The organism is Parabacteroides goldsteinii DSM 19448 = WAL 12034 (genome assembly GCF_000969835.1).
Taxonomy (GTDB): domain Bacteria; phylum Bacteroidota; class Bacteroidia; order Bacteroidales; family Tannerellaceae; genus Parabacteroides; species Parabacteroides goldsteinii.
On sequence record NZ_KQ033912.1, the window covers coordinates 2,670,746 to 2,690,863 of the forward strand.

Annotated in this window: 12 protein-coding genes; 3 read left to right on the forward strand and 9 right to left on the reverse strand. The window is 45.2% G+C overall.

Annotation, left to right across the window (positions count from 1 at the left end; translation table 11 throughout):
- Positions 1-5: 5 nt before the first annotated feature.
- From HMPREF1535_RS09680 to HMPREF1535_RS09720, 9 genes are all read right to left on the reverse strand, one after another.
- Positions 6-1,001 carry a Gfo/Idh/MocA family protein gene (locus HMPREF1535_RS09680; RefSeq protein ID WP_046145994.1) on the reverse strand — a complete coding sequence of 332 codons (996 nt, stop codon included), beginning with the start codon at positions 999-1,001 and terminating at the stop codon, positions 6-8.
- Between the two features lie 11 nt (positions 1,002-1,012).
- Positions 1,013-1,804: a 6-phosphogluconolactonase gene (locus HMPREF1535_RS09685; protein ID WP_046145995.1), complete on the reverse strand. Its 792-nt coding sequence runs from the start codon at positions 1,802-1,804 to the stop codon at positions 1,013-1,015.
- A 17-nt stretch (positions 1,805-1,821) separates the two neighbouring features.
- On the reverse strand, positions 1,822-3,138 hold the full coding sequence (locus HMPREF1535_RS09690) for a sugar MFS transporter (protein WP_046145996.1): 1,317 nt from the start codon (positions 3,136-3,138) through the stop codon (positions 1,822-1,824).
- A gap of 11 nt (positions 3,139-3,149) precedes the next feature.
- Positions 3,150-4,490, reverse strand: coding sequence for a Gfo/Idh/MocA family protein (locus tag HMPREF1535_RS09695; RefSeq protein WP_046145997.1), 1,341 nt, complete (start codon positions 4,488-4,490; stop codon positions 3,150-3,152).
- A gap of 93 nt (positions 4,491-4,583) precedes the next feature.
- The gene (gene nagA / locus HMPREF1535_RS09700; protein WP_046145998.1) at positions 4,584-5,801 is read right to left on the reverse strand and encodes an N-acetylglucosamine-6-phosphate deacetylase; all 1,218 of its coding nucleotides are present in this window, start codon (positions 5,799-5,801) and stop codon (positions 4,584-4,586) included.
- A gap of 122 nt (positions 5,802-5,923) precedes the next feature.
- Complete coding sequence (locus HMPREF1535_RS09705) at positions 5,924-7,087, reverse strand: AraC family transcriptional regulator (protein ID WP_046145999.1); 1,164 nt, start codon at positions 7,085-7,087, stop codon at positions 5,924-5,926.
- A 12-nt stretch (positions 7,088-7,099) separates the two neighbouring features.
- Entirely contained in the window at positions 7,100-8,440 is a 1,341-nt protein-coding gene (locus HMPREF1535_RS09710) for a TolC family protein (RefSeq protein WP_046146000.1), read from the reverse strand.
- Positions 8,437-11,466 (reverse strand): efflux RND transporter permease subunit, encoded by a 3,030-nt coding sequence (locus tag HMPREF1535_RS09715; RefSeq protein WP_010800975.1) that lies wholly within the window; start codon positions 11,464-11,466, stop codon positions 8,437-8,439. The genes HMPREF1535_RS09710 and HMPREF1535_RS09715 overlap by 4 nt, the downstream gene beginning before the upstream one ends.
- An 8-nt stretch (positions 11,467-11,474) precedes the next feature.
- Entirely contained in the window at positions 11,475-12,572 is a 1,098-nt protein-coding gene (locus HMPREF1535_RS09720; RefSeq protein WP_009860146.1) for an efflux RND transporter periplasmic adaptor subunit, read from the reverse strand.
- Positions 12,573-12,757: 185 nt separating this feature from the next.
- Between HMPREF1535_RS09720 and HMPREF1535_RS09725 the strand changes: the two genes are divergently transcribed.
- The 3 genes from HMPREF1535_RS09725 (at position 12,758) to HMPREF1535_RS09740 (ending at position 20,026) form a co-directional block, all read left to right on the forward strand.
- Positions 12,758-12,994 carry a DUF4248 domain-containing protein gene (locus HMPREF1535_RS09725; RefSeq protein ID WP_046146001.1) on the forward strand — a complete coding sequence of 79 codons (237 nt, stop codon included), beginning with the start codon at positions 12,758-12,760 and terminating at the stop codon, positions 12,992-12,994.
- 70 nt (positions 12,995-13,064) lie between these two features.
- Entirely contained in the window at positions 13,065-15,440 is a 2,376-nt protein-coding gene (locus HMPREF1535_RS09730) for a DUF3987 domain-containing protein (protein WP_052716678.1), read from the forward strand.
- A 485-nt stretch (positions 15,441-15,925) separates the two neighbouring features.
- Complete coding sequence (locus tag HMPREF1535_RS09740; protein WP_046146003.1) at positions 15,926-20,026, forward strand: DUF6383 domain-containing protein; 4,101 nt, start codon at positions 15,926-15,928, stop codon at positions 20,024-20,026.
- Positions 20,027-20,118 lie beyond the last annotated feature (92 nt).

Genomic DNA, 20,118 nt, shown 5'->3' on the forward strand with positions numbered 1-20,118 from the left:
ACTTCCTAATTTTTCACCAGGGATAATGCTTTATTATAAATATCTTTTGTATTTACCGGTTTGCCGCCTTGCCGTATACTTTCATTGGCTGTTTCCATGAATGTGTATATCTCTATCGTTTCTGACGGGCTGACGGGGGCTTTGCCTGTCCGGAAGAATGTGAGGATCGATTTTAATAGTCCTTCATACCCTTCGTATCCTCCGGCAGGAACAACTTTCTTTTCACAAATGACCGTACCGCCATAGGAATGAGAACTGTTCCTTAGTCCTCGAAAAGTCCCTATGCGACCATCTTCCCAAACACCTACAGCGACATCGGAACCTTCATTGGAAGTACATGTGACGGATTGGCATCCTGCTCCCATCAGGGTGTATAATATTTCTACTCCATGGATCCCGTACCAAAAGAATCCCGCATGTGAAGGTTCGTTTGTACAGGGTGAATAGCAGTCTGCTCCGACAACCTTTCCTTCCGGGCCGTTTCCGTTTCTCAGTTCTGAATTTCGTGGAGAGAAACGTAGTGCCGAAGAGGAGAATATGGGCACTTGTTTTTCTTCCGCCAGTTTGTAGATTGCCAGAACATCGGAAAGACGGGCGGCTACAGGCTTGTCTATGAACAACGATTTACCGCTTTTTATGACTTCTGTTGCCTGTTCGGGATGTAAGGTCCCGTCGTTTGTTTCCAGTAAGACACAGTCTACCTGTTTTAGTAGTTCTGCTATGGATGAGGTTATTTGTATTCCATGACTTTTAGCTGTCTCCGTATATTTAGGTATGCGGTTGTAGCTGGATTCGATCGTTTGCGATCCGTAGGGATAAGCGGCTACTATCTTAAAACCGACGTAATCGGGTGCCTGGTTCTCTCCGTTGATCAACTTAATAAAAGCCTCGGAGTGGGAGGTGTCTAACCCGATAATGCCCAGCCTGATAGTCTCCTGTGCCTGGAGTCCGAAAGCTGTGAGCAATTGGAAAACAAGTAGTAATAATACATTTCGTTTCATAGGATTATCTTTTAGGAGTTATTATTTATTATCCTGTATTTCTCAGGTAAAAGAGATGCGCTGTCCATATCCAGATATAGCCGGGCATTTTCTTTATTGCGTAGAATCGTAGATGGATATTTTTCACTTACCGGAGCGTACAGTGTGTTGTAGATAGCCTGTGCCTTTGTTGTAGCCGGGACTATGCAAAAAGTATATGTAGCCGACATCAGGACAGGGATGGTGAGCGTGAATGCCTGATGAGGAACTTCGTTAAGTGATGGAAAACAGCCGTCGTGCACTTGTTGTAGCCTGCATTGAGGAGCAAGGTCGACCACTTTCATCCAGGCTTTGTCGTTGAAATCGGCTACATGGGGATCGTTGAAAGCGATATGTCCGTTCTCGCCTATTCCCATGCAGATAATATCGATTGTTCTTTCGGAAAGTAACCGGGTATAGCGCTCGCATTCCTGTTCGAAATGGTCTTTTGTCATTTGTATGTAGTAGACCTGTTTGAAGTCAACTTTTCTGAATATATGTTCTCCCAGGAAATTTCCGAATCCTTGCGGGGCATCCGGCTCTAAGCCGATATATTCATCCATATGAAAGGCATTGATCCGGTTCCATTCGATCGTGCTGTCGGCAATAAGTTCTGCCAGGAAATCATTTTGGGAAGGAGCGGCTGCAAAGATCATATTGATTTCGTCTTTGTTTCGTAATAACTCACGGATCGTTTGTGCGACATCCGATGCAGCGTTCGTTCCCATAGATTGCCTGTCAGTGAATACCTGTACAGTAAGCTTGTTGTTTTTAAAGTGTATCATTTTACTTTTGTTTTTATTTATTTCTTTAATGACCAGTTCATAATGCGGTATCCGAAGACGGCGTACCAGATCAGATATATATAGCAAGGTATTAATACCCAGTAGCCGGTTTGCAGGGATGTTATATCTGCCAGTTTGCCATAGACGAGCGGGAGGATCGCATTCCCGCAGAGGGCCATGACCAACATGGATGAACCTATTTTGGTGAAACGTCCCAGATTACGTATAGCATGAGGCCATATACCTGCATAAATCAGTGAGTTGGGGAGTCCCAGGGAAGCCAGGAACCAAATGGATAGACCGGCATTATGACCTAACAAGGAAATGTTCGTATGAGCGAAAATGACTCCGAAAGAGAGGATCAATCCCAATACAGTGCAGACTATCAATGCATTTTTTTGTGAAATATATCTGGGGATCAATACTATTCCCAACAGGTAACCCAATATAGTTGCTCCGAGTGTGTAGGATGGGAAGAACTTGGCATCCAGCAGGCCGACTCCCATGGAACCTGCATAGCTGATGATCGTATCTATGGCTACGACTTGTGTTCCGACATGTAGGAATAATGCCAATACTCCAAGTATCAGATAAGGAAACTGGAAAACAGAGGTCTTATTGCAGTTGGCGGTCGCCACCTCTTCATTCTCTTCTTCCGGGTTGATATCGGGTAGTTTCGATTTATAGATGAATAGACCGATAAACAGGAGTAAGAGACTGAGTATGCTGTAGGGAAGTATGACTCCACGTATCAGTTCATTGAGGGCTGCCTCCTTGGCTATCCCGCTCAACAGTCCTGATTCTACGGATTCCAGGATATCCTGGCTTTTGCCTAGTACGACTGCTGCAAATATGATAGGAGAGACTATACCGGCGAATTTGTTACATACCCCCATTATGCTGATACGACGGGCAGCTGTTTCAATGGGACCTATAATAGTGATATAAGGATTGGCTGCCGCCTGAAGGACCGACAATCCGGTTCCCATAGTAAACAGACCGATTAGAAAAATCCAGTAAGTCCTGTTCAATGCTGCCGGAATAAAAAGCAATGCGCCTGCTGCCAGGCAGAAGAATCCGTACATCATTCCTTTTTTATAACCGGTTTTTTTCAGTAAATAGGCCACTGGGACCGACATGACCAGATAGGCTATATAGAAGGCGAACGTAACAAAATACGATTGGTAGTTCGTTAATTCACAAGCTATCCTGAAATAAGGAATCAATATAGAATTGACCCATGATACAAAGCCGATAATAAAGAATACGACACCGATGATGGCGATTCCGATTATGACATTTTGTTTTTCTGTTGTGTGATTGTTCTCTGACATATAAACTGTATTTATAATTTCATTTCCCAGCCTTCCTGATAGTTTCTCGACCAGTATTTATCTGCTATCAGCTTGTTTTTGATATGCCCGTTTTCAGGATCGGTTTCCAGTCTTTCTCCTGAACGTTGGGCGATGTTTCCCAGTTGTACGAGAAGCGTGCTTATATGTCCGGATTCTATCCCGGCATTAAGTTGCTCTCCTTTTTTGATCGCATTAAAAAAGTTCTGGATATGGATGGCATCCAGTTGCTGTGCCGGATCCATTCGGTTACGCGGGTCAGTCTGTATTTTACTTTCTACTTCGCGGAGAACCTGGTTTTTATGATCCATGATTTTATAATGGTTTCCGCCTCCTATCAATAGATTGGCTTTTTCCCCGTAGAAAAGTGCACCGACTGAGTTCCCCTCTATTTTGAAAGAATTACAGGAATGCCCCTCCCATATCATTGATTTCTTTCCGCCAAAGTCCAGGTTGATAACCTGTGTATCGGGTGCTTCCCAGTCATCCTGGTAATAGTAACGTCCTCCGGTCGATTGTACGTTAGTCGGATAATCGAGTTCCATGCCCCACCGTAACAGATCGATCATGTGTGTGCCGTTATTCAGGGCTTCTCCGGTCCCCCATTGCCAAAACCAGTGCCAGTTATAATGGATGATATTATCTCTGTAAGCGGTACGTGGAGCAGGTCCTTGCCATAGCTCCCAGTCAAGCCAGTCAGGGACGGGGGCTTTTTCCCCGGTTCCGATGGGTGCCCGGTTGTTAGTGTACCATGATTTTCCGAAAAAGACATTTCCTATGGTTCCTGCTTTAATCTCATTGATAGCTTCCACAACATTAGGCCATGAACGGCGCTGGTTTCCCATCTGGACTACCTTATTGTATTTTTGTGCTGCACGAACCAGTATTTCGCCTTCTTCCGGTGAATGGCTACATGGTTTTTCAAGATAAACGTGCTTGTCTGCCTTCATCGCCAGTAAGGCTGCCGGAGCATGCCAGTGATCGGGAGTGGCTATCACTACTGCATCCAGATCTTTCTTTTCAAGCAACAGACGTAAATCCTTATATCCTTTCGGAGTCGTATTGCTGATTTTGGAAACTTCTGCAATACATTTGTTTAAAGCTCTGGAGTCGACATCGCAAATGTGTTTTATGATGCAGTTCTCCTGTTTGGCAAAATTCCTTGCCAAAGCGGCTCCACGGGAATTCACTCCTATACATCCTATCTGAATCCGGTCGTTCGCTCCTACTATGTTCGCATAGCTTTTCGCACTGAATTCCGGTAACACGCCACCGAATGATAGCATAGCTGTTCCGGCTACTGCTCTTTTTATGAAATTGCGTCTTGTTATCATATTACTTAATTTTAGTAAATCTCAATATGACAAATTTAGGGAGATGAATTATTCATTTTTACCCACTTGTCGAAACAGAATCCTCAAAATACGTCAAATTTGATAAACTGTATTTCCGTTTATGAGAGTGCGTGTTATCTTTATCTGATCGTCGAACAACAGGATATCTGCCTCTTTTCCTGTCTCAAGGGAACCCATTCTGTCATCCATATGCAGGATACGGGCGGGTGTGGCTGTCATCATTTTTACAGCATCCGTTAAGGGGATTCCGGCAAGCTGCACCATCGTCCGGATAAGGCGGTCGGCTGTTGCTACACTACCCGCAAAAGCACTTCTGTCAAGCAGTTTGGCAACGCCGTCTTCTACTATTACGGTTTGTCCTTCTTTCAGGCTTCCCAGCTTGTATTGACCTTCTGGCATTCCTGCTCCGCGCATGGAATCAGTTATCAGGGCGATCCTGTCGGTTCCTTTGAATTTGTAAATGAGTTGAAGCAGGCTTTTAGGAAGGTGGATACCGTCTGCAATGATCTCGACATCCATGTCGTCTATCAGGAATGCGGCTTCTACGGCTCCTGCATAGCGGAGGGCGTTACGACGAGTAACGGTTTGCATTCCTGAATAAAGATGGGTCATCAGGGAATACCCGGATTTATGAGCTTCCATCACTTCCTCACAGATTGCGTCTGTATGCCCGATGGAAGGAATTATTTGTTTTTCACAGAGTAATTGACCTAATTCCATAGCACCGTCCAGTTCCGGAGCTATGCTCCAGCGTACAATGTCGTCTGTGGCATTCAATATCTTGGTATAATGTTCCGGTGTTGGAGTTTTTAGGTTTGCCGGATCTTGTGCTCCCCGCTGGTTATAAGAAAAATAAGGTCCTTCCAGATGGAGACCCAGGAACTTTGCTCCGGTTTTATTCTGTTTCTTTGCTTTACGGAAGACTTCAAATGTATGAAAAAGTTCTTCATCGGGGCAAGTCAGTGTAGTGGGTAATAAAGCGGTTGTACCGTAACGTGCATGTGTGTTAGCCACAGTCAGATAAGCTTCTACTGTTCCGTCCATAAAGTCAGCGCCTCCGGCTCCGTGGGTGTGCAGATCGATAAAACCGGGGGAAACATACTGTTGTTTGGCATCGATGACTTCACTAGCCTCGTTATATGGAGGTTGACCTTGCCCTATATCGGTTATTTTACCGTTTTCGATAATGATATAACCATTATCGAGGATTCCGCTCGAAAGGATCAATTTCCCGTTAGTGATGATTGTCTTAACCTCTTTTCTACTGTTTGATGATGATATTGCATTCATAATAGTGCTGTTTTAATGTTCAAACAACACAAAGTAAGCATAAAAAATAAGCTCACATGGTACCGATTGCGAAATAAAAACCTTAAAAAACGAACACCTCTTCATAAAGGGTCGACTTTGTTTTATTTGTTTTTAGGGGTGAATCGTTTCCGATATTGGAGAGGAGTCATTTCTTTTGCTTTGGTAAAGATACGGGAAATATTTTTGTAGTCAGTGAAGCCTGACCGGGTTGCAGCCTCGATCAGCGGCAGGTCGGTAGTGATCAGCAGGTCGGCGAATTTCTCTATGCGGAGATCCAGAAGGTATTGGTATACGGACGTTCCGGTTTCTCGTTTAAATTTCTTTTCCAACACTCGTCTTGAGAAAGGTACTATTTGAGTCAGTTCATCGACTGATAAAGGATTCTGATAATTATTGTCGATGTATTGCAGTAGTTGTTCTATATGTCTGTCGGATACGGCAAAACGTTCCGTAGAGGCACGGGGGACGATCCGTACAGGTTTTATTATAATATCGACTGGTGCAATGATCTTCTTTTCTATAAACTGATGAAGTAGTTTTCCTGCTTCATAACCGCCATTTTCTATATCCAGTTCAATGGACGATAGTTGAGGATCGGAGATATTACATAATAATTTATCATTGTCTACACCCAACACTGCGATTTCTTCGGGAATGCTGATATCATACATCTTGCAGACTTCGGTGATTTGTAAGGCATAATAGTCGTCACAGGCAAAAAGGGCTATCGGCTTAGGTAGGCTTAGTAACCATCTGCTTACTTGTTCGACATCAAAACACCATTTTTCACTGGGTACCCGTTTCCGGTTATTAAATTCATAAACCTCATACCCCTTGTTGCTGACGATCTTTTTGAAGCCTTCGCCACGTTCACGTCCCCACACTGTATCTGTCAGACCATAGTAAGCAAATGATTTATAGCCTTTATGCAGGAAAAAATTAGCAGCGATGACACCTGTCCCGAAATAGTCACCCGTCAGATTGGAAATACCGGAGCTTCGTTCTTTGTAATTTTGAACGATGATCGGTATATTTAACTGGTTTAAAACAGATAGGTCTATATCCGAGAACTGGGCGATGATTGCGTCCGCTCCCCATTTTTTCGCCCATTCCACAACTCCTTCGTCGCCATAAAGTTCCCGGAAATACAAGGGCATTCGGTAAAAGGCCCATGGACCGACTTCCCTTGCATATCTAACGACATTTTCCAGAAGCGACCGGCTGTAGCCACTGGAAAAATCGGTTAACAGAAGTATTTTTATCATATTGTGGTGTTTTTAAAAACTAGCTTTCTCCGGCTCCGGTGCCACATACGTTAATATCTGGCCGCTCAGTTGGAGGAGGGAGATTTCGCAGAGTTTGGTCGAATATTCGGCGATGGATTGCCGTTCTTCGGCTTCCAGCAGGCTGATCTGGGCTTCACGCAATTCGATGCCGGATAACTCACCCAGTTTGTAACGGTCTATTGCGATGCGATGGTTTTCGAGGGCGACAATTACGTTTTCCTTTTCCAGGCTCCACAGGTCGAGGTTGTTCCGGTAAGCCATCCACAGATTACTCATGTCGGCACGGAGGCCCAGTTCCAGTTCCTGCTTTTTCAGCTGGCTGTTTTCTATCTGGATGCGGGCGTTGCGCCGTTCGCGGCGGCGGTTCAGTCCGTCGAACAGGTTTAATCCGACAGTCAGTCCGTAATTTAATCCTAGGCGCTGTTGCAGGTCGGTTGCTCCCACTTCGTACCAGTTGGCTGTGTAGCCATAGCCGGCATTCAGCTTCACATACGGGTAATCGCGGCTTTTTACTTTCTTGTAATCCAGCTCGGAGAGTGTCTGATTCTTCTGGGCGATCAGCAGGGAGGCGTTCGAAGCCAGCGTGCTTTGCCAGAGATCTATTTCGTCCAGGAATATGTTCGGGCGTATCACCGAATCTTTTAAAGCGATCTGTTCGTCGATATTATCCAATGCCATCAGCTCGTTCAAGCGGATGCGGGAAGTATGTACGACCTCCAACTGGTTCAGCACGTTTGAACTGTCGGCGTTGAAGTCCACCTGCGCCTGTTGCAGGTCCATTCGCGAACCGGAACCGATATGATAGCGTTCTTCCGCAATACGGACACGCTCGCGGGAAAGGTCGAGGGATGAACGCAAGTTACGTAAACGGATATGCTGGCGGATCATATTATAATATTCGCCGGAAAGCGTAGCGACAAAATCTTCTATCGTCAGGCGGGTATCCAGTTCACCCATTTTTTTCAGTTCTTTCAGGCGGGCGTATTCGGTCTGGATGCCGAAACCGTCGAATACCGTCCAGTTTACGTTCAATCCGATATTCTCCGTTTCACTGTTCACTCCGTTTTCTTTTTCGGTCGTACCGTCAGATAGTTTGTTACGGTTATTGTTGACCGTACCACTGAATCCGCCGCTTAAATCTATTGTAGGCAGATAACCGGCGTTACCTTGTGTGGCATTATTATCACTGATCAGTTGCTCGTTACGTATGATGCGGATGGAATAGTTCCGTTCCAATCCGGTTTCGATACATTGTTTCAGGCTGTACACCTCCTGCGCTTTTGCACCTAAAGCCGTAGAAACAGCCAGTATCGTTATTAGGATTCTTCTCATATCTTTTTTGCTCTGTCTGTTGATATAAAACTATACATGGCGGGGACGATGAACAAGGTCAGGAAGGTCGAAACCAACATACCGCCGACAACGGCAACACCCATCGCAATACGTCCCTGTGCCCCTTCGCCACTGGCATATACCAGTGGAACCAATCCGAGGATCGTAGACACACTGGTCATCAGGATCGGACGCAGACGTTGTGTGGATGCCGAACGGATCGCTTCGGCCATACTCAATCCCGCCTCCTGGCGCTGGTTGGCAAACTCCACGATCAGGATACCGTTCTTCGCCACCAGACCGATCAGCATGATTATACCGATCTGACTGAATATATTCATCGTGATACCCGAATAACTCATAAACATCAAAGCACCCGCAATAGCCAACGGCACGGTGAACATTACCACCAGCGGGTCTTTGAAACTCTCGAACTGGGCGGCGAGCACCAGATAGATCATCAGCAACGCCAGGATCATGGCGAACATCAGACTGGAAGAACTCTCACGGAATTCCTTCGATTCGCCGGAAAGGGCGGTACGGAAACTGCCGTCGAGCGTCTCAGCCGCAATACGGTCCATTTCGTCTAGGCCGTCGCCGATGGTATAGCCTTTGTTCAGACCGCTGGATACCGTCGCCGAAACGAAACGGTTATAACGGTATAGCTGGGGCGGTGCCACGTCTTCAAGCAATGACACCATATTGTCCAGCTGGATCATCGAACCGTTGTCGCTGCGTACGTAAATCGACTTCAGGTCGAGCGGCGTGTTACGCTGCTGGCGGTTGATTTCGCCTAATATCTGGTATTGTTTACCGTTCATATAGAAATACCCCATGCGCTGCCCGCTCAGTGCATACTGCAATGTCTGGGCGATGTTGCGGGTGCTGACGCCCAGCGAAGAAGCCTTGTCGCGATCGATCTCGATGCGCGTTTCCGGCTTGGTGAATTTCAGGTTCACGTCCGCCATCTGGAATATAGGGCTTTCGTTGACCTTTTGCATGAAGGTCGGCAAGTGTTCCGCCAGTTTTTCCAGGCTGGGAGCTTGTAGTACATACTGTACCGGCATACCTCCGCGGCGTCCTCCGAAGGTGGACTGCTGTTGAACGAATGCACGTGCCTGAGTCTCTTTTCTCACGGCAGCCGATAGTTTTTCGGCTATTTCCATCTGTGAGCGTTCGCGTTCTTTGATGTCCGGCAGAATTACACTGATATTGGCATTGCTGCTGGAAGCACGGTTCGTCAGGAATTTGCGTTCGGGTGCAATGGAATCGGCCAGTTCGGCTATCCGGTCGGAATAATCGCGGATGAACTCGAAGGTGGCCCCCTCCTGGGCACGCATATTGATGGAGATGGAAGAGCGGTCTTCCAGCGGTGACAATTCGGAACGGATCGTTTTCCAGAAATATCCGATCGAACCGAACATGACAACCACGATCGGGATAGCCCACCATTTATGGCTCAGGAAATAATTGAGCGACCGGGAATAAATAGTATTCAACCCTTCAAAGAAAGGTTCGGTCTTTACATACAGCCAGTTTTTCTTTTCCCGCTTGCGCAGTAATTTGGTGGCAAGCATCGGCGTGAAGGTCAGGGCGACAAACGAAGAGATCGTCACGGAACCGGCGATCACAATACTGAACTCCTTGAACAACCGGCCGGTCATCCCCTCCATAAATACGATCGGAAGGAATACGGATACCAGCGTAACGGTCGTTGAGATTACCGCAAAAAAGATTTCCTTCGAACCTTCGATACCCGCCTCTTTCGGATTCATCCCTTGTTCGATACGGACATATATATTCTCGGCCACCACGATCGCGTCGTCTACCACCAGACCGACTGAGAGCACGACTGCCAACATGGTCAATACGTTGATGGAGAAACCGGAGATATACATCACGAAGAAGGCACCGACCAAGGATACCGGGATCACCACGCAGGGCACCAGCGTAACACGCCAGTCGCGCAGGAACAGGAAGATGATCAACACAACCAGCGCCAGCGCCACATAAATCGTCTCTTCCACCTCGTAGATGGAGGCGCGGATAAAACGGGTATTGTCGTAGATCATTTCTATCGACACATCTTCGGGAAGGTCTTTCTTTAACTGTTCGATACGGTTGTAGGCCTCGTCGGCTATCTCGATATGATTCGCTCCCGGCTGGGGAACGATTACGCAGATAACCATCGGTTCGCCGTTCTTACGCAGGATACTGCGTAAGTCTTCCGGTGCCAATTCCGCCCGCCCGACATCTTTAAAGCGGACGATATTGTTTCCGTCTTCCTTGACAATCAAGTCGTCAAACTCTTTTGCCGTATGCATCAGTCCCAGTGTACGGATAGACAGGTCGATCGTATTTCCTTCGATACTACCGGAGGGCAACTCCACGTTTTCCGCATCTACCGCGTTTTTCACGTCCAAAGGAGTGACCCCGTAACCCGCCATCTTGATCGGGTCGAGCCACAGGCGCATGGAGTAACGTTTTTGTCCCCAGATATCCACACCACTCACATTGGAGATTGTCTGCAAACGTTCTTTCACCGTCAGTTCGGCGATTTCACTCAGTTCCATCAGCGAACGCCTGTTACTCTGTACGCCGATCTGCATGATAGGGGTAGCATCGGCGTCGGCCTTCGATACGGTAGGAGGGTCGCAGTCGCGCGGCAGATAGCGTTGTGCACGCGACACCTTGTCGCGCACGTCGTTGGCAGCCGTTTCCATATCCACCGACAGTTCAAATTCGACGGTAATACGGCTGCTACCCTGGCTACTGACACTGCTCAACGAACGGATACCCGGTATACCGTTGATATTTTGCTCCAACGGCTCCGTGATCTGGTTCATGATAACCTCGGCATTCGCTCCCGGATAGGATACGTTGACCGAGATAATGGGCTGGTCTACACTGGGGAACTCGCGAACCCCCAGGAACTTGTAGCCGATCATACCGAACAGCAGGATGACAAGCATCATTACCGTCGAAAGTACCGGCCTGTTTATACTGGTTTCCGATATATTTGCCATAGGGGAATTTAATACAGATTATCAATTGTTACTTGCATGCCGGTGCGTAGCTGCATCACGCCCGAAGTGATCAGGGTGTCGCCCGGCTGTATGCCTTTAAGTACCTGTACCTGGCTTTCCGTACGCAGGCCGATCTCTATTTCTGCGGGTTCGGCTACTCCGTCTTTATACAGGTAAACAACGTTCTTGCCCATTTCCGGAATCAGCGCTTCGCTCGGGATAGCCAACGCATCCTTGATCTCACGCTTGGTGATCTCTACGGAAGTGTAACGGCCGGGGAAAATGCTTTCGTTCGTATTGGGATACGTGGCGCGCACCTTCAGGGTACGGGTCGTCATGTCCATTTTACTTTCGACGGCATATACTTTCGCGTTGTAATCGCGCATGATACCGTTCGAATCTTCCAGGCGGAAGACGATCATCGTTCCGTTCTTCACATCGTTTGCATATCTTTCGGGAATGGAAAATTCAATCTTTAACGGAGATATTTTAGTCAGCTTGGTAATGACGGTCGTCGGAGAGACATAGGCCCCTTCGCTGACCGAGCGCAGACCGATGATCCCGTCGAAGGGAGCGCGCAGTTCGGTTTGCAGGATATTGGCTTTTACCAGGTCGATGTCGGCCATCAGCTTTTCATACTCAGTCGTTACCTGTTCGTAGGCCTCTTGGCTGACCGCATCTTTTTCCAGCAAGGTGCGCTGGCGGTATACCCTGTCTTTTGCCAACGGGATCTGGGCTTCCAGCTTCCTGAGCTGTGCCTGTAAGGGTTTATCGTTGATCTTGGCCAGCAGGTCGCCGGCTTTCACATGCGTTCCTTCGCTGAAATAGATGTTCACCACTTTTCCGGACGATTCGAAGGATAAGTCTACTTCTTCGTCGGGAATGATACTGCCAGTACTGATTACTTTGTCGGTCAGTGATTGGAATTTCAACACTTCGGCGTTAATGTTCAGCACTTGTTTCCGTGCGCCTGTTCCCGGTGCGGGAGCTACAACGGAATCTTTGCCTGATGCTGTCAACTGGTTCTTAACCTGTGGATAAACAATCATTCCTGCAATCATCAGGAAGATTGCGGCGGTAACGCCCCACTTCACTCTCTTCGTCATATTTTCAATGGTATCTACTTTAAAACTTATCAATAGGCATGTAAATATACACAACTCAATCGAGATATAGACAAACGGAATAAAAAAAGGTTTAATCGGGGGTGATAAATATCTCTTTTTTCTTGCGTCTTATTGTATTATTCACTATATTTATACCATTGAACAACGCTTAAAATTTAAGACTTATGAAAGAAATGTATTGCGAAAAAACAAATTACAAAAGAGCGTATGGAGTGACCGAATTCGCTCAATTGTATTTTCCAGGTCGTACACCGATGGTTGCCTATCAACGTATGTGGGAATGGATACGCACTTCGCGCGGGCTGAAAGAGAAACTGGAAGCTGCCGGATGGGTGAAATTCCAGAAACTTTACACACCCAAGCAAGTGGCGGTATTGATCGACCATCTGGGAGAGCCTTAATGCACAGACCTTTTACGATCTGTTGCCAATAATCATCGCGGCATCCTGTCCGCCCTAAACACTTAGTATTATGAACATGGAATTAAACCAAACCGTTGAATGTACTTTCTTTGCTTCTGCATTCAACGTCAACGATCTGCAAATAACAACTTTAGACCAGTACATCGACCAGATCAGAAGTAAAAAGTATGCCTCCGCTATCACCCGCCTCCGTGCCGAATATCTTGCCGGGCATACGGAAGAAGGGGATAAGCGTAAAAAGAAACTTCCGTTGCTTGTTGCCGGAGGAATCATGAAAGGGGGACGAAAACGCGAACACCTGGTGCGCTACAGCCATTGCATCATTGTCGATATCGACGGCGTTCCGACTTCGGCAGAAGATATTCTCCGCCGGGCAGAGGGGTTGCCTTATGTCAAAGCCGGGCATATCAGTGCTTCGGGCAAAGGCGATAAACTTTTCGTATTGGTGGACAGCGACCTTGATCTTCATTTGCCGGCTTTCGAAACCGTCTGCCGCAAGTTGGAAAACGACCTGTCCGGCATCGTGATCGATTACTGCGGGAAAGATCCTAACAGGGGATGCTTTGTCAGCTATGACCCTACTGCTTTTTACAAGGAAAAGTCCGAAGTCGTTCCTGTCAGGGTGGAAGCTCCTCCGGTACCGCAGAAACATGTTCCGGCTTCAGCCATCCCGTCTTCCGACGGAGCACTGGGCAATTATATGGATAAGTTTGAGACCGACAATTCTTTCTCTTCCGGCAATCGCCATACGTTTGTCATGAAACTTTCGGGGGCCTTGAACGCTGCCGGATTCGAAGAGTCCGAAGTGAAAAGAGAATGCCTGAGCCGCTACGTGGAACCGGGTTTTACGGAAAAAGAGGTTGCCGGTATCGTTTCGGATATCTATACCCGTTATCGTTCGTCCCACGGAAGCAACCCTTATTGCCCTCCCGAGCACCGGAAACCGCATCAAAAACTCAAAAGCCCCAAAAGTTTACCTGATCGTCCCGATTGCGAAGAAACGGACGGATTTGATGATGGAGGCATTGATATAGAACCGGATGGAACCCTTCTTCCTCCTTTCCGGGAAGAGTTTTTCCAGTCGTTACCGTCCCTTATCCGGGACATTCTGACGTATGCCCGCGATGATACCGAGCGAAGCGTCCTTTTGTTGTCGTCGCTGGCCATGTTGAGCAGCGTAACGCCCCATGTGCAGGGTTCCTTTGCGCGGAAAGAGTATCAGGCTCCTTTTTACGGAGTAGTGATCGGCGAATCCGGAAGCGGGAAGGGCTGTGTCGCATCCCTTTTTAAGCTGATCGCTTCGTGGCAACGCTATGTGTACGACAATTCACGTTGCGAGGTGAAGGAATATTTGAAGAAAAAGGAAGAGTATGAATTGTATCAGAAGTTACTGTTGCGTTCGGGAGGAAAGAAACCGGCCGGACTGGCTCCCGAAAATCCGGAACCGATAAAACAGATGAACCTGAATATCTCCGGTTATACCTCGCTGGCGCGTATGATCGAGCAACTGGAAACGAACAGCCATTATGCTTCCTGCCTGTTTGAAACCGAGATGGAGGCGGTGACCAATACACTGTTTCAGGAGTATGGCAACTATGGTTATCTGCTGAACCAGGCGGCCCATCACGAACGGATCGGCAATTCCACCAAGACGAACGGTTCCCTGCTGGCTTCTTATCCGTTGCTGAGCATGTTGCTGACGGGTACGCCGGAGATGTTCCGTCGTCTGGTTCCTTCGGCGGAAAGCGGTTTGTTCAGCCGTTTGATGGTCTATAAGATTGCCGGGCACGGTGAATACCGTCCGCTTACATCGGAAGATGACACTCCGGCGGCAGCCCATTATTTCGATAGCCTGGCGGAGCGGGTACTGGATATCGGCGTGCATCTGGACAAGCATCCTACCTGGGTTCATTTCAGTGATACGCAGCGTAAACGGCTGAACCGTTATTTCAAACAAGAATATAATAACGTACGTGTGTTCGGGCATGAAGATGTGGCTTCCGCCGTGTTGCGTTACCGGCTGGCTATCTTTCGTATTGGTATGGTGCTCACGGCGATTCGCAAAGGGGAGGCACTGAGTGAGGAAAAAGATTGGGTGATCCGTGACGATGATTTCGAAGTGGCTTTTCATATCGGTACGATCTGTTTACAACACACCTATGTGGTGAGCACTTCCCTGAAGAGGAATAAAAAGGAGTTGCGTTATAAAATGCCATTCACTTCGCAGAAAATCTTTGCCGAGATGCCGCTAAAATTCAAGCGTGCGGAGATTCGTGACGCGGGACATGTCCTCCTTCTTAGCAAATCTTCGGTCGACCGCTTATTGACTTCGGCTGAGAAAAACGGGTTAATCATTTCATTAGGAGCCGGTTATTTTCATAAAACGACCAAAGGCCGGGAGATTACCGTACCGATAATACCTTAGGGAATTTTTGAGGCTTTTGACGCAATTAACTGTAGTTAACAATCACTTTCCCAAAACCCCCTTTTCTCCCAACGGGTAGTAACTGGTCTGAAAACGAGTAGGCATCGGGGTTCTGACGGGTAGGCAGCCATTTCTGATGGGTAGGCACCGGATAGGATATTCCTGAAAGGTGAGATTTATGTATGCTTTGAAATATAAAGTATATGTGGAAAATTGAATGACTAAAAAAAACGTTCCTTTTTTCTCGCCAGCAAAGTTACCACATTCTTTTAATCCTCCAATCATTTTCAAAATATTTTTTTCTTTCCTATATCCTTTCTTATCAACAGAATAGCAAAGTGAGTACGAAAATCGCTCTTTTGAACACAAAGATAAAAGAAGCGAAAAACAATGGCGAGAAAAAAGGAACGTTTTCTCTAGTCATTCTTATAGAATCAATCAAATTTGAGACATATAAATAAAGTATTAATTTTAAATTTTTTCGTATGCGAAACTTTACTAAAACAAAAGTGCTAACTCTTAGCGCTATGTTGGTTTTGGGCTCAGCATCGGTATTTGGACAGGTAGATGGTGCTCCTACATGGGATAACACCAAATATCTAGGTTTGACTGCTGCTCAAAAACCTATTTTGTATGAAGCTGAAGGTAATGACGTTCTGCCGGGTTTCCCTGGTAAGGCTTTAAAAACTGTAGATGGAAAGAAAGTTTGGGGTAATGGTGTTTATTTCCGTGCTTTTAATGGAACTGCTACTACAGCTAATGTATATTATCCCAATATTACCGAAAAGCCGACAAATAATTATACTACTACTACAGTATGGCAAAGTGGTACTGATTCTTTAGGTATCTTCTTGGGTGACAGTCAGAGTGGTGAGTTGATGTTCGATTTGTCTACTAAATACATGACAAATGTACGTGAACTGAAAGTTAAGTTAAGTGCTGAGAACTTCGGTTTGGCTGCAACTTCTTCTGCTGATTGGCATATTAAAATTGCTGTATTTGATTTGGAAGGTAATCCAGTAAAGAGAAGTGAAATATTGAAAAATGGTTCTGCTTCTGCTAATGCTGAATTTAAATCTGACGGTGCAATCTTTAAAACAGGAGCTGCTGATGTAGAAGATAAAGTAATCAATTTGTTCGATGTTGTAACTGATCCGATTACTGATGCAAGAATGTTTATTGAAGGTTCTTTGGATAATAAGTTGATCCAGGTGACCTTGTGGTCTGATTTTGTTGCAATTAAGGATGTAGAAGAAACTGGTTCTAAGAGCCATTTTGCTCCGGCATTGGTTGTTAGCGGTTTTGCTATGAATTTCGATGAACCGACTTTGGCTTTGACTGCTGATGTAACATCTTTTGAAGCTGGTTTAGGATTAAAGAGCTGTACATCTGGTACTTTGGCGTTGAGCGCAGAAAATGTTAAGTTGCCTGCTCAAACAACTGCTGAAGATGCTTTTGTATGGACAAACGTAACAAATAACAACGATGTTGTTCGTGCTGAATTTGAAAAAGAATCAGATGGCGTTAAGTTGGAAGATGAAGTAACATATGATTTCCAACCGAAATCAATCGCTACTTTCTCTGGAAAATATGCTGCTAAGTTACCAGAAACAGATGTATTGAATCCTATCCGTTTGTCTGCTGAAACAGGATTAATTTCTGCAAACTCTGTTCCTGAATTAGCTTTTGCTAAAGATCATATCTTTTTCAATGAAAATTGCCAGACACAAGAAGTAGAAGTTGTGGGTAAGAATATTCCTGATCAGAAAGTATATCCGATGGATTTCTTGGCATATGAAAAGATGACTTCTGATCAGTGGACTTCATATGGTAAAGTGAAAATAACTGACGGTATTAAATATTCTTCATGTGGTGTAATAGAAGAAGGTTCTAAATTGACTTTAGCGTTGAGAGAATGGACTAACGACATCACTCGTGAAGAAGCATGGAAAATCGCAGTGAATGCAGACTACAAACCATTAGGTTTTGATGCTTATGGAAAATTCGGCTGGACATTGGCTGCTGCTAGAGTTGGCGCATTGTGGTTGACTTATGAAGGCGAAAACTTTGACGGTACAGTAGGTCGTTATACTGCCGACAATGTATTCTTTGCTCCTTATAATAAGAAAGATGCATTGGATAACTCTCGTTATGCTTCACGTGTTAAGAAATTGGTGTTGCATGGTAGCGAATTGAAACCTACAGGAAATGACGGTATCGCTAAAATTCGTGTAACTTTACAGAATATTGCAAATGCAAACCAGAATGATACAGATAACCAGGAATTCCGTTTCAAATTGAGCGAAGATGGTGCTTGGGTAAATAACAATACGGATACATTGGAAATCAGCATCAATACATTGGACGATGCTAAGATGAAGCAGTTCCGTGAAGAAGGTCTTCCTATTTACGTACAGTTCGTTCCGAATAAGGATGGCTTCTTGGATCCTGAAAAAGCAAATGTAAAAGAATGGAATCCTGATACATATGAATTGCAAGTTTGGGCTGTAGGTGTTGAGTCTGAAAGCAATTGCCCGTTATGTGGTGTTGGTGTAGTTGCTGGTTTATATGGTGATACTCGTGCTAATCTGTGGAGTAATATCAATAACTTGAGCCTCATCGAAGAAATGCACAATTCTTATCGTCCTTCATTTGGAACAAATTTACCGAACTTAGTATATCCTGAATTCCAGAAGTATTTTGGTAAGGTATATCAGGATGAATGTGATTATGTAAACCCATTGGCAGTAGACTCATTCTACGTAGCTGGTTACAACTTGGAACAAGTAGTTAATGTAACTCGTAAAGCGAATGTAAACGCATATCCGAATGCATTTACTTATGTAATCAAGGATATGTTGAATGGTGGTGCAGCTGTTGATAAACTGACTCCGAACCAATATGGTGAAGTGTTAGGTTTAGTGGTTGTAACATTCAATCAAGCAACTAAAAACGGAGCTATGCATAGAGCTGAAGATTTGTTCACTGTTAAGTCTAACGAAAATGTAATGACTTGGACAGACGGTGAATTGAATCCGTTAGAACAGTTTAATTATATGCATTATGTAAATGAAGGTGGAGTATATGGTTTCATTTACAAACCGGAAATTACAATCACTCCTGCTGGAGACATCACTGCTAATGTAGATGAAGAAGCTAATGTGAATGTTGTTATCGAAGGTAAAGAATTCAACCCGCTGACTGCAACAGAAGCTATTAAGGTTTCTTTGGGTACAGTAAATTATGATAATCCATTTACTTTGACAGCTCCGGCAAATGTGAAAGTTGATGTGAACGGTTCTTTCACTGCTACAGCTACTGTTAAGTATGCTCCGACTGCTGCTACTGCTTGTGCAAAAGAAAATGTAGTGATCGTAGAGGCTAACTGCTTAACGAATGATTTGGCAATTGCTGGAGAACCGACTGTTGGAGATGAACTTCCTGTATTGCAACCGATGGTACACGGTGATATCGACGGTGCAACAGCTGTCTTGAAATGGAAAGGTATTCCGGGTGCTGACTATTATGTAGTACAGGTAGGTCACTTGGCTCCGAAGAATACATCTAAGAATGTCTTCATGTCTGAAGTATTGGCTAAGAGCAAAGGTTCTAACCAGAATAGTGATATTTTGTCTGTAGAGTTGTTCAACGGTACAGGTAAAGTAATCAATCCTAAAATGATTGTTAACTATTATCTGAAAGTAGTTCGTACAGATAAAGCTGGTGACGAAGAAGTATATTATGGTCACTTCAAGAATACAACTATCAATACATTCGATCTGCAAGGCGGTTGGACAAACAGTGCTGTGATCATCAGTGAATTCCGCGATAAGAAGGGTACAGATGAAAACGCAGGTAACCTTGTAAACATCGCAATTAGCGATCAGTATCGTTATAATGTATATCTGATGGAAGGTGAAAATCAGATCGACGTCTTCACATTCGGTGAAGCTGGTGCTCACTTAGCACGTAAGGCTTATAACGGTATGCCTGAAAACCAGGGTGAATTCAACATCACTGACTGGGAAACTATCAATACTTCTTTAGTTGATGGCAACGGTATTGCTTCTTATTGGTGGGAAGGTCCTGAAAACGTAGAGTTCAACTTGGTTGATGGTGCGGAATCTGTAAAAATTCATGCTGGTAACGAAGCTAACTATACGAAGGATGGCAAATACTTAACTGTAAATGTTAAGAACATGAAGCCGAATAGCTTGTATGATGTAACAGTTACAGCTTATCATCCTTGTCTGTTTGCTGATGGTAAAACTTTGTTAGCACAAGAGTTCATTCCTACTTCTCAGTTCGTTGGAGACAATGTAGGTGAAATCGAAATCGAAGTTGGCAAGGAAGGTACTGTTACAGCTAACGATGAAATCAATGCTTCTGCTGTGAAGGTTGTTGCTGGCGAAGGTCAGATCACAATTGTTGGTGCAGCAGGCAAGAGAGTAGCTATCAACAATCTGCTGGGTCAGACAATTGCTAATACTGTTATCACTTCTGATGACGCTGTTATCAAAGCTCCTGCAGGTATAGTTGTAGTAGCTGTTGAAGGAGAGACAACAGTTAAAGCTATCGTAAAATAAGAAATTATTTATAATCAATAAATTAGAGTTGACTGCGCGATTCCGTAAGGAATTAATTAACCTGCGACAGGCGAACAAGTGGTCATATTAAT